At 65.1% G+C, this 13,955-nt stretch carries 9 protein-coding genes and 1 tRNA gene; 5 read left to right on the forward strand and 5 right to left on the reverse strand.

The genetic code is table 11. The annotated features are described in order from the left end of the window. Window positions 1-269: 269 nt before the first annotated feature. From clpX to IF809_RS09595, 3 genes are all read left to right on the forward strand, one after another. Window positions 270-1,541: an ATP-dependent Clp protease ATP-binding subunit ClpX gene (gene clpX / locus IF809_RS09585; RefSeq protein WP_018642420.1), complete on the forward strand. Its 1,272-nt coding sequence runs from the start codon at window positions 270-272 to the stop codon at window positions 1,539-1,541. Between the two features lie 323 nt (window positions 1,542-1,864). Beyond that, the gene (lon, locus tag IF809_RS09590) at window positions 1,865-4,288 is read left to right on the forward strand and encodes an endopeptidase La (RefSeq protein WP_453978649.1); all 2,424 of its coding nucleotides are present in this window, start codon (window positions 1,865-1,867) and stop codon (window positions 4,286-4,288) included. A gap of 68 nt (window positions 4,289-4,356) precedes the next feature. Next, entirely contained in the window at window positions 4,357-4,761 is a 405-nt protein-coding gene (locus tag IF809_RS09595) for a GFA family protein (protein ID WP_462837447.1), read from the forward strand. Between the two features lie 122 nt (window positions 4,762-4,883). Here the strand turns inward: IF809_RS09595 and IF809_RS09600 are convergent. Beyond that, window positions 4,884-4,960, reverse strand: a tRNA-Val gene (locus IF809_RS09600). Window positions 4,961-5,038: 78 nt separating this feature from the next. Here IF809_RS09600 and IF809_RS09605 point away from each other — a divergent pair. Then, window positions 5,039-6,553: a cytochrome P450 gene (locus IF809_RS09605; protein WP_462837448.1), complete on the forward strand. Its 1,515-nt coding sequence runs from the start codon at window positions 5,039-5,041 to the stop codon at window positions 6,551-6,553. After that, window positions 6,553-7,413, forward strand: coding sequence for a class I SAM-dependent methyltransferase (locus tag IF809_RS09610; protein WP_462837449.1), 861 nt, complete (start codon window positions 6,553-6,555; stop codon window positions 7,411-7,413). Before IF809_RS09605 ends, IF809_RS09610 begins: the two co-directional genes overlap by 1 nt. Before the next feature lie 48 nt (window positions 7,414-7,461). Here the strand turns inward: IF809_RS09610 and IF809_RS09615 are convergent, their stop codons facing one another. From IF809_RS09615 to ihpA, 4 genes are read right to left on the reverse strand one after another with little or no spacing between them, the layout of a single operon-like run. Then, window positions 7,462-8,448, reverse strand: a complete 987-nt coding sequence (locus IF809_RS09615; protein ID WP_462837450.1) for a cation diffusion facilitator family transporter — start codon at window positions 8,446-8,448, stop codon at window positions 7,462-7,464. Window position 8,449: 1 nt separating this feature from the next. Continuing rightward, window positions 8,450-11,662 carry an efflux RND transporter permease subunit gene (locus IF809_RS09620; RefSeq protein ID WP_462837451.1) on the reverse strand — a complete coding sequence of 1,071 codons (3,213 nt, stop codon included), beginning with the start codon at window positions 11,660-11,662 and terminating at the stop codon, window positions 8,450-8,452. Beyond that, the gene (gene ihpB / locus IF809_RS09625; RefSeq protein WP_462837452.1) at window positions 11,655-12,632 is read right to left on the reverse strand and encodes a divalent metal ion exporter adaptor subunit IhpB; all 978 of its coding nucleotides are present in this window, start codon (window positions 12,630-12,632) and stop codon (window positions 11,655-11,657) included. The genes IF809_RS09620 and ihpB overlap by 8 nt, the downstream gene beginning before the upstream one ends. Continuing rightward, window positions 12,629-13,903 carry a divalent metal ion exporter subunit IhpA gene (gene ihpA / locus IF809_RS09630; protein WP_462837453.1) on the reverse strand — a complete coding sequence of 425 codons (1,275 nt, stop codon included), beginning with the start codon at window positions 13,901-13,903 and terminating at the stop codon, window positions 12,629-12,631. The genes ihpB and ihpA overlap by 4 nt, the downstream gene beginning before the upstream one ends. Window positions 13,904-13,955 lie beyond the last annotated feature (52 nt).

A 13,955-nucleotide genomic window follows, 5' to 3' on the forward strand; every position in this document is an offset into this window, starting at 1 on the left:
TTCGCCCGTGCCAAGACGTGAAATCACGGTATTGTCACGGGTAGCGGGCGGCCTCCCGATTAGCGAATTCTTGATAGTCGGGTGACAGCATGGTTGGCTACGAATGATCGGCTATGATCGCGGAGAATCGAGTGACCGTGATTCGCACGGGATGTAACGCGTAGGGTCTTTTTTGGTACGGAATTTGCTCTACTTAAGCTTCATGGCGGCCATCGTGCCGGAATGGAGCGATCGAGCGGAACGGGATCGAACCGCGGACGGAGACATGAATGAGTAAGGTCGGCACGAGCGACTCCAAGAACACGCTATATTGCTCGTTCTGCGGCAAGAGCCAGCACGAAGTCCGCAAACTGATCGCGGGTCCCACGGTCTTCATCTGCGACGAGTGCGTCGAGCTCTGCATGGACATCATCCGCGAGGAGAACAAGTCCTCGCTGGTCAAGTCGCGCGACGGCATTCCGACGCCGAAGGAAATCTGCAAGGTCCTGGACGATTACGTCATCGGCCAGAGCCATGCAAAGAAGGTCCTGTCGGTCGCGGTGCACAACCACTACAAGCGCCTCAACCACCAGACCAAGCACAACGACGTCGAGCTCGCGAAGTCGAACATCCTGCTGATCGGTCCGACCGGCTCGGGCAAGACGCTGCTCGCGCAGACGCTCGCCCGCATCCTGGACGTGCCATTCACGATGGCGGACGCGACCACGCTGACCGAAGCCGGCTACGTCGGCGAGGACGTCGAGAACATCATTCTCAAGCTGCTCCAGGCCGCCGACTACAATGTCGAGCGCGCCCAGCGCGGCATCGTCTACATCGACGAAATCGACAAGATCAGTCGCAAGTCCGACAATCCCTCGATTACGCGCGACGTGTCGGGTGAGGGCGTGCAGCAGGCGCTGCTGAAGATCATGGAAGGCACGGTGGCTTCGGTCCCGCCGCAGGGCGGCCGCAAGCATCCGCAGCAGGAGTTCCTGCAGGTGGATACCACCAACATCCTGTTCATCTGCGGCGGCGCGTTCGCCGGCCTCGAGAAGATCATCTCGGCGCGCGGTCGGTCGACCTCGATCGGGTTCGCGGCCCAGGTGATGGCGCCGGAAGATCGCCGTACCGGCGAGATCTTCCGTCACGTCGAGCCTGAGGATCTCCTGAAGTACGGTCTCATTCCCGAGTTCGTCGGTCGTCTGCCCGTCGTGGCGACGCTCGAGGATCTCGACGAGACTTCGCTGAAGAAGATCCTGACCGAGCCGAAGAACGCGCTGGTGAAACAGTACCAGCGGCTGTTCGAGATGGAGAACATCGAGCTGACCTTCGCCGACGAGGCGCTTGGCGCGGTTGCCCGCAAGGCGATCGAGCGCAAGACCGGTGCGCGCGGATTGCGTTCGATCCTCGAGGCCATCCTACTCGAGACCATGTTCGACTTGCCGGGCCTCGAAGGTGTGGAAGAAGTCGTGATTTCCCGCGAAGTCGTGGAAGGCACGGCCCGTCCGCTCTACATCTACGCCGATCGGACCGATCGCGCCGTCGAGAATGCCAGCGCCTGATTTCCGGCGCTGGAACGCTCCAATCGTCTCATCAAGTCGGGCTGCGGAAATGTATCTCCGCAGCCGGTGTTGCGTCGCTTACCTGCGTGCGTAAGCGCCTGATGGCGCGCGTTTTTCAATGACTTGACACCCCCCGGGTCGATAGCCACCTAATGTCGGCGGCGAGCAAGAATTCCCTTCAAGATTCGCCGCAGTTCCGATCTGGCAAGCCCGGTCCAACCTTCGCATGGTAGGCCGGTTTGTGGATCACCTCGGCACCTTGTGGCGGTTGCGCATGAAGACAGCGGGCTGCGTGCAAGGGGGCAAAGCAAAAGGAAAAGGCCATGACTAATCCAAAACCCCGGCCAACCATCGTCCATGGCGAGACGCACGCTTATCCCGTGTTGCCGCTGCGCGATATCGTCGTCTTCCCGCACATGATCGTCCCGCTCTTCGTCGGTCGCGAGAAGTCGATCCGCGCGCTCGAAGAGGTGATGAAGAACGACGCGCTGATCATGCTCGCGACGCAGAAGAACGCGTCCGACGACGATCCGGCGGCCGATGCCATTTACGAGACCGGGACGCTCGCCAGCGTGCTGCAGCTCTTGAAGCTTCCTGATGGCACCGTGAAGGTGCTGGTCGAAGGGCTCGAGCGCGCGCGCGTGTCGAAATACACCGATCGCGCCGACTATTATGAAGCCACCGCTGTTGCGCTCGCAGACACCGATGCAAAGTCGGTCGAGGCGGAAGCCTTGGCGCGCTCGGTCGTGTCCGACTTCGAAAGCTATGTGAAGCTCAACAAGAAGATCTCGGCCGAGGTCGTCGGCGTCGTGCAGGCGATCACCGATTTCGCCAAGCTCGCCGACACCGTCGCTTCGCATCTCGCCGTCAAGATCGCGGACCGGCAGGGCATCCTGGAGACGCTGTCCGTCACCACGCGCCTGGAGAAGGTGCTGGGCCTGATGGAGAGCGAGATCTCGGTGCTGCAGGTCGAGAAGCGTATTCGCTCGCGCGTCAAGCGCCAGATGGAGAAGACCCAGCGCGAGTACTATCTCAACGAGCAGATGAAGGCGATCCAGAAGGAACTCGGCGACGACGATGGCCGCGACGAGCTCGCCGATCTCGAAGAGAAGATCTCTAAGACCAAGCTCTCCAAGGAAGCGCGCGACAAGGCGCAGCATGAATTGAAGAAGCTGCGCCAGATGTCGCCGATGTCCGCGGAAGCCACCGTGGTGCGCAACTATCTGGATTGGCTGCTGTCGATCCCGTGGAACAAGAAGTCCAAGGTGAAGAAGGACCTGGAGCAGGCGCAGGCCATCCTGGATTCCGATCACTACGGGCTCGAGAAGGTCAAGGAACGCATCGTCGAGTATCTGGCCGTGCAGTCGCGCGCCAATAAGTTGACGGGCCCGATCCTGTGCCTCGTCGGTCCTCCCGGCGTCGGCAAGACCTCGCTCGGCAAGTCGATCGCGAAGGCCACGGGCCGCGAATTCGTGCGCGTCTCGCTCGGCGGCGTGCGCGACGAGGCCGAGATCCGCGGTCACCGCCGCACCTATATCGGATCGATGCCCGGCAAGATCATCCAGTCGATGCGGAAGGCGAAGTCGTCCAATCCGCTGTTCCTGCTGGACGAGATCGACAAGATGGGTGCCGATTTCCGCGGCGATCCGTCGTCGGCCTTGCTCGAGGTCCTCGACCCCGAGCAGAACGGGACGTTCGCCGACCACTATCTGGAGGTCGACTACGATCTGTCGAACGTCATGTTCATTACGACCGCGAATACGCTCAACATTCCCGGCCCGCTGATGGACCGCATGGAGATCATCCGGATCGCCGGCTACACCGAGAACGAGAAGGTCGAGATCGCGCGCAAGCACCTGATCCCGAACGCGGTGTCCAAGCACGGCCTGGACTCCAAGGAGTTCTCGATCGACGACGACGCGCTGCTGCTTCTGATCCGCCGCTACACCCGTGAAGCGGGCGTGCGCAACCTGGAGCGTGAGCTCTCCACACTCGCCCGCAAGGCGGTGAAGGAGCTGATGATCTCCAAGAAGAAGTCGGTCAAGGTCACCGAGAAGACTCTGGAAGAGTTGCTCGGCGTGCCGAAGTACCGCTTCGGCGAGATCGAGAGCGAGCCGCAGGTCGGCATCGTGACCGGCCTTGCCTGGACCGACGTCGGCGGCGAGCTGCTGACGATCGAAGGCGTCATGATGCCCGGCAAGGGCAAGATGACGGTGACGGGCAATCTGCGCGATGTGATGAAGGAGTCGATCTCGGCGGCGGCGTCCTACGTCCGCTCGCGGGCGATCAACTACGGCATCGAGCCGCCGATGTTCGACAAGCGCGACATCCACGTGCACGTGCCTGAGGGCGCGACGCCGAAGGACGGTCCGTCGGCGGGCGTGGCCATGGCCACCGCGATCATCTCGGTCATGACCGGCATTCCGGTCCGCCACGATGTCGCGATGACCGGCGAGATCACACTGCGCGGCCGCGTGCTGCCGATCGGCGGTCTGAAGGAGAAGCTCTTGGCTGCTGCCCGCGGCGGCATCAAGACGGTGCTGATCCCCGAGGACAACGCCAAGGATCTCACGGAGATTTCCGATGCGATCAAGGGCGGCATGGAGATCATCCCGGTCTCGCGCCTCGACGACGTCGTCGCCAAGGCGCTGGTGAAGAAGCCGGTGCCGATCGTCTGGGAAGAGGACACCAAGGTCACCGTGAAGCCGGACGGCGACGAAGCCGCCGGCGGCCTGACCGCTCATTGAGGTTCAGCGAAACATGATAAAACGGCGCCTTCGGGCGCCGTTTTTGTTTGGAGCGGGGAGCAGGGCGAATGCAGATCGACGGACAATGCCATTGCGGAAAGATCTCCTTCGAGGCCACGGTCGATCCTGAGGCAGTCTCGGTGTGCCATTGCACCGATTGCCAGACGCTGACGGGCTCTCCGTTCCGAGTGACTGCGATCTGCACGGCGGCGGACATCAAGCTCACCACCGGCACTCCCAAGCTTTACGGCAAGCGCGGCGACAACGGCCGGATGCGCTTCCAGCACTTCTGCGCCGATTGCGGTTCCCCGCTGTTCACCAGCGGCGAGGGCGAGCAGGCCGACGATTGGGGCATCCGCTGGGGCTCGATCCGCCAGCGCGACCAGTTGCGGCCAAACCGACAGATTTGGTGTCAGTCTGCCGCCGTCTGGATCGACGCCGTGCCGCTGCTGCCGGGCAGGCCGAGGGATTGAAGGCGCGACAAGCTTGGCACGAAAGCCCGCCTTCGCCAAACGGCTTCGACGCGAGCCTTCGCCGGCTTCGCGCCAATGAGCACCTAGGCTGGCTCGCCGAGCCGTAGCCCGCGGGCGAAGGCTGGTGGGCGGTCACGGATTCGAACCGCGGACCCTCTCGGTGTAAACGAGATGCTCTAACCAGCTGAGCTAACCGCCCCACGGCGCCTCTTTAGCCCTGCCGCCCGTGAATGGGCAAGGGCGTAAAGATCGATTCAGCCGCCCGCGGCGCGTCGGCATGGGAGCGGCCGGGAACCCCAGCCGAGGCTGGGCTTTATTGCATATTATTCCCGGGTGTCTGGTCGCCGGCCCTATGCCTGATTTTGAGCCCGAAATTTCGCAAAACTATTGCCCGCCGGCGCCGCTTCCGCCGGAGAGTCGGCTGCGCTGGATTCGCCTGCTGGCAACGCTGAAGCGAAATCCTCTGGAATGCTGGAGTGCGGAGTTTTTCCGCGAACCGATCGCCAGGGTCAGGCTGCCGTTCGCCGACGCGCTTCTGGTGCACGATCCTGCGGCCATCAGGCGCGTGCTGATCGACAATGCCGGCAACTACCGCAAGGACCCGATCCAGCGCCGCATCCTGGCGAACGGTCTCGCCGACGGGCTCTTGAGCGTCGAGGACGCGCGCTGGGAGGCACAGCGGCGGATGCTCGCGCCTCTGTTTGCGCGGCGCACGGTGACGACGTTTACGGGGGCGATGCTCACAGCCGTCGATCGTTTGACGGAGCGATGGTGCAATCTGGGGCACGGGGCTGCGGTCGACGTCGCCGCAGAGATGGCATTGCTGACGCTCAACGTGCTCGCGCTCACCATTTTCTCCGACGGCATTGCAGGCGACTACGACGAATTCCGCGACGCGATGAACGCCTATTTCGCGGTGATCGGGCGGATTGGCGTGCTCGATCTTCTTGGTGTACCGCAATCGGTGCCGCGCCCCGGAGGAGGCCGCCTGCGGCGGACCATGAGCTATTTCGAGGGCATCATCGACCGGATCATCGAGGCACGTCGCGATCGGCTGGCAGCCACGCCCGCCGGCGAAACCCCCGCCGATCTGCTAACGCTGCTGTTGCGTGCGCTCGACCCTTCGACCGGGCAATCGATGTCGCTCACCGAGGTGCGCTCAAACATTCTCACTTTCCTGTCGGCCGGCCACGAGACCACGGCGAACGCGCTGAGCTGGTCGATCTTTCTGCTGTCGCAGTCGTCGCCTTGGCGCGCCCGCGTGCGGGAGGAGGCCGCGCGCGAGCTCGCGGGGCCCCTGGAAGGCGTCGCCGACCGGCTGGTGGTGACCCGGGCGGTGGTCGAAGAAGCGCTCCGGCTCTACCCCCCGATCGCGGCGTTGAGCCGGATGGCAAAGGGCCCGGATCGGCTCGGCGGCGTCGCGGTCGAGCCGCGCACGCTGATCGTGATCGCGCCGTATGTGTTGCACCGGCACCTGCTGCTGTGGGACCAGCCCGGTACTTTCGATCCGTCGCGCTTCTTGCCGGAGCAGCGCAGCAGGGTCGGACGATTTGCCTATCTGCCCTTTGGCATCGGTCCGCGCATCTGCATCGGCGCCTCCTTCGCCCTGCAGGAGGCCACGATTGCGCTTGCCGCACTCACCCGGCGCTTCGAGACCGAGCTTTTGCCGGATGCCAAAGTTTGGCCCTCGCAAAAAATTACGCTACGACCGGAGCACGGTTTGCCGATGCGCGTGACGCCGCGCGACTGCGGCGAGCGGCCGGTCTTGCGAGATGAGAAAAAGAGGGCTTGATGGAATCGCCGAGCGGACACGAGCAAAACGCCGATCAGATCGCCTATTGGAACGGCCCGAGCGGGCAGCGTTGGGCCGATCGCCACGCCGCGCAAGAGAGCCTCCTCGGCCCCATCGCCGACGTGCTGATCGCGCGCGCCCGGCCGAAGCCCGGTGAGCGCGTTCTCGATGTCGGCTGCGGCTCGGGGGCGACGACCTTTGCATTCGCGAAGGCGGTGGCTCCTGACGGGTTTGCGCTCGGCCTCGATGTGTCCGAGCCGATGCTGTCGCAGGCGCGGGCGTTTGCGCCGAAGGGGCTGCCGCTCGATTTAGTGCTGGCGGATGCGACGGTCTATCCGTTAGAGCCTGATAGCTTTGATCTGCTTGCGTCGCGTTTCGGTGTGATGTTCTTCGCCGATCCAATTGCGTCCTTCACCAATCTTCGCCGTGCGCTGAAGCCGACGGGGCGGCTCGCTTTCGTCTGCTGGCGCGAGCCGAAGGAAAATCCGTGGATGATGGCGCCGCTGATGGCGGTCTACAAACACGTGCCGAAGATGCCGCCGGTCGGGCCGGAAGAGCCGGGCCCGTTCGCTTTCGCGTCGGAAGAGCGCGTCACCCGTATCCTCACCGGCGCGGGCTTCGTGGACGTGGCGATGGAGCCGTACAATCTTCCCATGGACATCGCGATCGGCGGCGGCCTCGACGCCGCCGTCGACGGCTCGCTGCAGATCGGCCCCGCCAGCCGCGCGCTCCAGGGCCATCCGCCGGAGACCTATGCGGCCGCCAAAGCGTCGATCCGCGAGACGCTCGCCCCGTTCGTGAAAGGGCAGAGCGTGGCGCTGCAGGGTGCGATCTGGATCGTGACGGCGAAGGCGGGGTAGGGCGCCCGCCACGCTCGCAATGACGATGTTGACGGACCGGTGAGCCCCTTACACCACATCATCAGGCGCCAGGGCGCAGCCATTGTCCGGATGTGTCTCGACCTGGAGCGTGGTGTGGCCGATGCGGAAGGTGGTCTTCAGCATCTTCGCCGTGTCCATCAGGAATGCATCGGCTGTGCCTGACGGCATCACGAGATGGCAGGTGAGCGCCGTCTCGGTGGTCGAGATCGGCCAGACGTGGAGATCGTGGATGGCCGATACGCCCGGCCGGGCCAGCAAGAACGTCCTGATCGCGACGAGATCAGTGCCCTTTGGCGCGGCCGCCATCGACATGTCGATGGAGCCGCGGAGCAGGCTTGTCGTGCTCCAGAGGATGGTGCCGCAGATGACGAGGCTGGTGAGGGGATCGAGCCAGAGCCAGCCGGTCCAGATGATCAGCGCCGCCGAGACCACGACGCCGAGCGAGACCGCGGCGTCGGCGGCCATGTGCAAATAAGCGCCCTCGATGTTGATGTCGTCCTTGCGTCCGCCGGCGAACAGCATGGCGGTGAAGCCGTTGATGAGGATTCCGATGCCGGCGACCACCATCACGGTGACGCCTGCGACCGGCTCGGGCTCGCGCAGGCGCAGGATCGCCTCCCAGCTGATCGCGCCGGTGGCGACCAGCAAAAACACCGCATTGGCCAGCGCAGCCAGAATCGTAGAGGCGCGGAAGCCATAGGTGAAGCGGCCGATCGGGGCTCGCCGCGCCGCGATCGAGGCGCCCCAGGCCACGACCAGGCCGAGCACGTCGGACAGGTTATGGCCGGCGTCGGCGAGGAGGGCGGTGGAATTGCCGAGATAGCCGTAGACCGCCTCGGCCACGACGAGTGCGGTGTTGAGCGTAATGCCGATCGCGAACGCCTTGCGGAAACTGGCGGGCGCGTGAACATGGGCGTGACCATGACCGTGCGAATGGCTGTGGTCGTGGCCACGACCATGCGCATGATCGCCATGGTCATGGTGATGATGACCGTGATGGTCGTGGTTGCCCAAACTAGCGCTCCCCGGAGTCAACCAAATCAGGCGGCATTGTAGGCGTTTCGTCCGCGCCGTCACGCCGGAACATCATGTAGAGCGCGGGCAGCACCAACAATGTCAGGACGGTCGAGGAGATGATGCCGCCGATCACGACGGTGGCGAGTGGCCTTTGCACCTCGGCACCGGCGCCGGTCGCGAGCGCCATCGGCACGAAGCCAAGCGAGGCGACCAGCGCCGTCATCAGCACCGGCCGCAGCCGCGTCAATGCGCCCTCGTGCACGGCCTCGGCAACCGATCGCCCTTCGCTGCGCAGCCGCTCGATGAAGGCGATGATGACGAGGCCGTTGAGCACGGCGACGCCCGACAGCGCGATAAAGCCGACCCCTGCGCTGATCGACAGCGGAATGCCGCGCAGCAGCAGCGCCGCGACCCCGCCGGTCAGCGCCAGCGGCACGCCGGAAAACACCAGTGCCGCATCCGCCGCGGATCCCATCCCCATGAACAGCAGCAGGAACACCAGCGCGAGCGCCACCGGCACGACGATGGTCAGCCGCTTGCTGGCTGAGACCAGTTGCTCGAACTGGCCGCCCCAGCCGATCCAGTAGCCCGGCGGCAGCTTCACCTTCTCGGCGACGGCGGCTTGCGTCTCTGCCACGAAGGAGCGCAGGTCCCGGCCGCGGACATTGGACGTCACCACCACGCGGCGCTTGCCGTTCTCGCGGCTGATCTGGTTGGGGCCGGGCGCGATCTCGATTGCGGCGACGGAGGACAGGGGCACATAGCGGAGCGCGGCGCCGGATGCACCCGACCAGGCGGTCCTGGTGACGGTCTTCGCATCCTCACCCGGCGGCAACGGGATCGGCAGCGATTTGATCGCATCAGGGTCGGCCCGCAGGCTCTCCGGCAGCCGAACCACGATATCGAAGCGGCGGTCGCCTTCGAACAGCTTGCCGACCGGCTTGCCGCCGATCGCGATCTCGACGAGGTTCTGCACCTCGCCGAGGCTGAGGCCGTAGCGCGACAGCGCCTGGCGGTCGAGCCTGACGGTGAGGATCGGCAGGCCCGCGACCTGCTCGATCTTGACGTCGGCGGCCCCTCCGATGCCACGCACCACGCCGTTGACCTGCTGAGCGATGCCGGCGAGCACGTCGAGATCGTCGCCGAAGATCTTGACGCCGACGTCGCTGCGGATGCCGGCAATGAGCTCGTTGAAGCGCATCTGGATCGGCTGGGTCATGCCGTAGGCGGTGCCGGGCAGGCTGTTGGCGGCGCGCTCGAGTTCGGCGACCACCTCGTCCTTCGGCTTGGTGGGATCGGGCCATTGGTCGCGCGGCTTCAGCGTGACGTAGGTGTCAGCGGCGTTCGGCGGCATCGGATCGTTGGCGATCTCGGCGGTCCCGATCTTGGAGAAGATGGTCGCGACCTCGGGAACCTGCTTGACCGCCTGCTCCAGTCGAAGCTGCATGTCCACGCTCTGGGTCAGGCTGGTGCCGGGAATCCGGATGGCTTCGATGGTGATATCGCCTTCATCGAGGCTCGGGATGAACTCGCCCCCCATGCGCGTTGCGGCAAACAGGCTGCCGGCGACGATCAGCACGGCACCGAGCGCAACGCTGCGGCGATAGCGGATGGCACGGTCGAGCAGCGGCACATAGATGCGCTTGGCCGCGCGCATGAAGACGTTTTCCTTTTCCAAGACCTTTCCCGTGACGAAGATCGCGACCGCGGCCGGGACGAAGGTAATCGACAGCAGTGCCGCGCCTGCGAGGGCCATCAGCACCGTCAGCGCCATCGGCGTGAACATCTTGCCTTCGGTCCCCGTCAGGGTCAGGACCGGAAGGTACACCACGGCGATGATGAGGGTGCCGAACAGGCTCGGCTTGATGACTTCGCTGCTGCCGTGGCGGATGGTCAGGAGACGTTCGTCCAGCCTCAACAGGCGGCCGCGCCGGTGTTGCTCGGCCGCCAGCAGCCGCAAACAATTCTCGACGATGATGACGGCGCCATCGACGATGATGCCGAAATCGATGGCGCCGAGGCTCATCAGATTGGCGCTCACCTTGCTCTCGACCATGCCCGTGACCGTGAACAGCATGGAGAGCGGTATGACGCAGGCCGTGATCAGTGCGGCGCGGAAGTTGCCGAGGATCAGGAACAGCACCGCGATCACCAGCGCCGCGCCCTCGACGAGATTCTTCTCGACGGTCTGGATGGTCGCTTCCACCAGATGAGTGCGGTCGTAGACCGCGCGCGCGATGACGCCATCGGGCAGCGATTTCGCGATCTCGCCCAGCTTTGCGGCAACCCGCTGGGCCACCGTGCGGCTGTTCTCGCCGATCAGGAGCATGGCGGTGCCGAGCACGGTCTCGCTGCCGTTCGCGGTCGCCGCGCCGGTGCGCAGGTCCTGGCCTTCGCTGACTTCGGCGACGTCGCGGATGCGGACCGGCACGCCGCCGCGCGAGCCGATCACGATGTCTCGGATGTCGGCGATGTCAGCGACCTGACCGGGGGCGCGGACGAGATATTGCTCGCCATTGCGCTCGATATAGCCGGCGCCGACATTGGCGTTGTTTGCGGCGAGCGCGGTCATGATGTCGCGGAAACCGAGCTTGTAGGCCATCAGCCGGGCGGGAATCGGCAGCACGTGGAATTGCCGCTCATAACCACCGATCGAGTTGACCTCGATTACGCCGGGAATGGTGCGCAGCTGGGGCTTGATGATCCAGTCCTGAATGGTGCGGAGCTCGGTCGGCGTGAACTCGGTACCGGCAGGTGATTTGGCGCCGGCCTTGGCCTCGACCGAATAGACGTAGATCTCGCCGAGCCCGGTCGAGATCGGCCCCATCGCCACCTCGGTGCCTGCGGGAAGCTGATCCTTGGCCTGCTGGATGCGCTCGTTGACGAGCTGGCGCGCGAAATAGATGTCGGTGCCGTCCTGGAACACGACGGTAACCTGGCTCAGCCCATAGCGCGAGATCGAGCGGGTATAATCGAGCCTGGGCAGGCCGCCCATCGCGGTCTCGATCGGGAAGGTGATGCGCTGCTCGGCCTCGAGCGGCGACAGGCCCGGCGCGCGCGTATTGATCTGGACCTGCACGTTGGTGACGTCAGGCACGGCGTCGATCGGCAGGCGGGTGAAATTCCAGACGCCGAAAGCGCCGGCCGCGAGCGCCAGCAGCACCACCAGCCAGCGCTGGCGGACCGAGAAGGAGAGGATCGCATCAATCATGATCCGCGTCTCCCTTGCCCATTTCGGCCTTCACGACAAAGCTGTTCTCGGCGACGTAATGCTCGCCGGCGGAGAGGCCGGCGCGAATCTCGACGAATTTCGGATCGGCATCGCCAAGCTCGACGGGGCGTGCTTCGATCTTGTCGCGGTCCTCGCGGACGAACACGATGGTCTTGTTCTCCAGCGTTTGGATCGCACCTCTGCGCACGGCGACCGCGACATTGCGCGCGGCGAGAATCAGCCGCGCGGTGACGAACAGGCCGGGACGCAGGCGTCCGTCGGGATTTGGCAGCACCACGCGTGCAAGGGCGGTCTGGGTCTCGCTGCTCCCGATCGGGGCGATGTAGGAAATCGTGCCCTTGATCTCCCCGCTGAAGTCATCGGGATCGATCAGCACCTCGTCGCCAAGGCGAACACGCTTGAGGTCCTGGCGATAGATCGACAGATCGACCCAGATGGTCGAGAGATCGGCGACGACGAAGGCCGGCTTCTGCTCGGAGGCGTATTCGCCAAGCGAAATCTGCCGCTCGATGATGGTGCCCGGGATCGGCGCTTTCAGCTCGTAGACGGTGAGGCTTTGGTTGCTCTCGATGGCGGCCAGCAGATCGTCCTTGCCGACCCTGTCCCCGATGCGTTTCTGGATCGATTTTGCCAGTCCCGGAAAGCGCGGCGTCACCTGCACGACAGCTTCCTGGTTGGCCCGCAAGATGCCGTTGAAGGACAGCGTGTCGGTCAGCGTGGCGCTCGCGGCCTCTGCCAGCGTCACGCCGGCCGCGGCGAGCTTGACGTCGGAGATGCGGATGCGGTCAGCGCCGTGCTCGTCCTGCTCGACGTGATCGTTGGCCTTTTCCGGCCTTTTCTCGGCAGCCTGCTCGGTCGGCGTCACCTTGGCGGGAGCGAGCAGGGAATAACCGTAGGCGCCGAGTGCCGCGGCAATGATAGCGACAGCGAAAGAGGATGATGTCTTCATCGCGTACTCTCCCGCGCCAGAGCAAACGGATTGCCGACGAGCCCTTCGATGGTGGCGACGCCGGCGTGGAAGTTTTGCAGCGCCTCCTGCTCGCGCAGGCGGGCCTGCGTCACGCTCGCCTGGGCATCGAGCACTTCGAGCAGGGTGAAGCGGCCCTGACCGTAGCCCTGCGAGATCGCATCCGATGCTTCGGCAGCCTTCGGGATCGCCGTGTCGCGCAGCACGCTGAGCTCGCGCAGCGAGCCCTGCAGCGAGTCGTAGGCGCGGCCGGCGACCACGATCAGCGTATTGCGGTTGGTTTCGCGCTCCGCCCGCGTCTTGGCGAGGCTTTCCTGCGCCGAGAGGATGTTGCCCTGGTTCTGGTCGAACACGGGGATCGGCACCGACACCGAGAGGCGCACCGCGTCGTCATTGGTCTCGTTGAAATGGCGCCAGCCGGCGGCGATCCTGATGTCGGGATAGGGCTTGAGCCGCGCCATCAGAAGCTCGGCATTGCGCTGGGCGTACACGGCGGTCCAGCGCACCAGCTGCGGATTGGCATCGATGGCGGCCACGACCGACTGGAATGTCGGCGGCCGTCCCGTGGTGTCGAGCCGGCCGGAGACCTCGCCGAATTTCGCGGCGGGATCGCCCATCAGCACCGCAAGCTCGCGCCGCGCGCTGGCCAGCGTCGCCTTGAAGCGCTCGCGGTCGGCTTTCACCAGGGCGGAGGCGACCTCGGCGCGGCCGGTTTCGGCCGGCGAGGAGGCCCCGGCCTCGACACGGCGGCGCAAGAGCGGCGTCAGCTTGTCGATCGCCGCGATCTGCTCGTTGAGGATCTGGATGCGCCGCTGCGCGCCGAGCACGCCGAGGAAGGCGATTGCGGTCTCCGACAGCACCTCCAGCCTGATCGCCTTGCGCTGGATCGCAGCGACCTCGATGCCGGCAGTTCCTGCCGCAATTCGCGCCTCGCGCTTGCCGAACAGCTCGAACGCCTGGCTGATCTGGAGCGTGGTCTCCGCCGATCGCGTCCCGCGATAGGCGCCGGAGCCGAACGAATTGTCCTGCTCATAGGACAGTTCCGGATTGAGCAGTGCGCCCGCCTGGATACGCTGGCCCGTCGCGATGCCGACATCGCGCTCGGCCGCCGTCAGCCGCGGGCTCGCCGCCAGCGCGCGCGCGAGCGCCGCGCGCATCGTCAGGCTCTGGGCGTGGGCGTGCTGCGTCAGCCAGGGGCTGACGAAAATCGCCGTCGCGCACGCAAGCCGCGCGGCAGTCCATCTGAAAGGCATGAAGGTGACCCGTGAACAGGAGCATCATGGGCGCGCGCGGCGCCCGGCTGAT

The organism is Bradyrhizobium sp. UFLA06-24 (assembly GCF_054967145.1).

What these genes read in the sequence shown, in the direction of transcription:
- clpX (WP_018642420.1), top strand. Translation starts at nt 270, where the DNA reads ATGAGTAAGGTCGGCACGAGCGACTCCAAGAACACGCTATATTGCTCG.
- ihpB (WP_462837452.1), bottom strand. Translation starts at nt 12,632, where the DNA reads ATGAAGACATCATCCTCTTTCGCTGTCGCTATCATTGCCGCGGCACTC.
- IF809_RS09595 (WP_462837447.1), top strand. Translation starts at nt 4,357, where the DNA reads ATGCAGATCGACGGACAATGCCATTGCGGAAAGATCTCCTTCGAGGCC.
- IF809_RS09610 (WP_462837449.1), top strand. Translation starts at nt 6,553, where the DNA reads ATGGAATCGCCGAGCGGACACGAGCAAAACGCCGATCAGATCGCCTAT.
- lon (WP_453978649.1), top strand. Translation starts at nt 1,865, where the DNA reads ATGACTAATCCAAAACCCCGGCCAACCATCGTCCATGGCGAGACGCAC.
- IF809_RS09620 (WP_462837451.1), bottom strand. Translation starts at nt 11,662, where the DNA reads ATGATTGATGCGATCCTCTCCTTCTCGGTCCGCCAGCGCTGGCTGGTG.
- IF809_RS09605 (WP_462837448.1), top strand. Translation starts at nt 5,039, where the DNA reads ATGGGAGCGGCCGGGAACCCCAGCCGAGGCTGGGCTTTATTGCATATT.
- ihpA (WP_462837453.1), bottom strand. Translation starts at nt 13,903, where the DNA reads ATGCCTTTCAGATGGACTGCCGCGCGGCTTGCGTGCGCGACGGCGATT.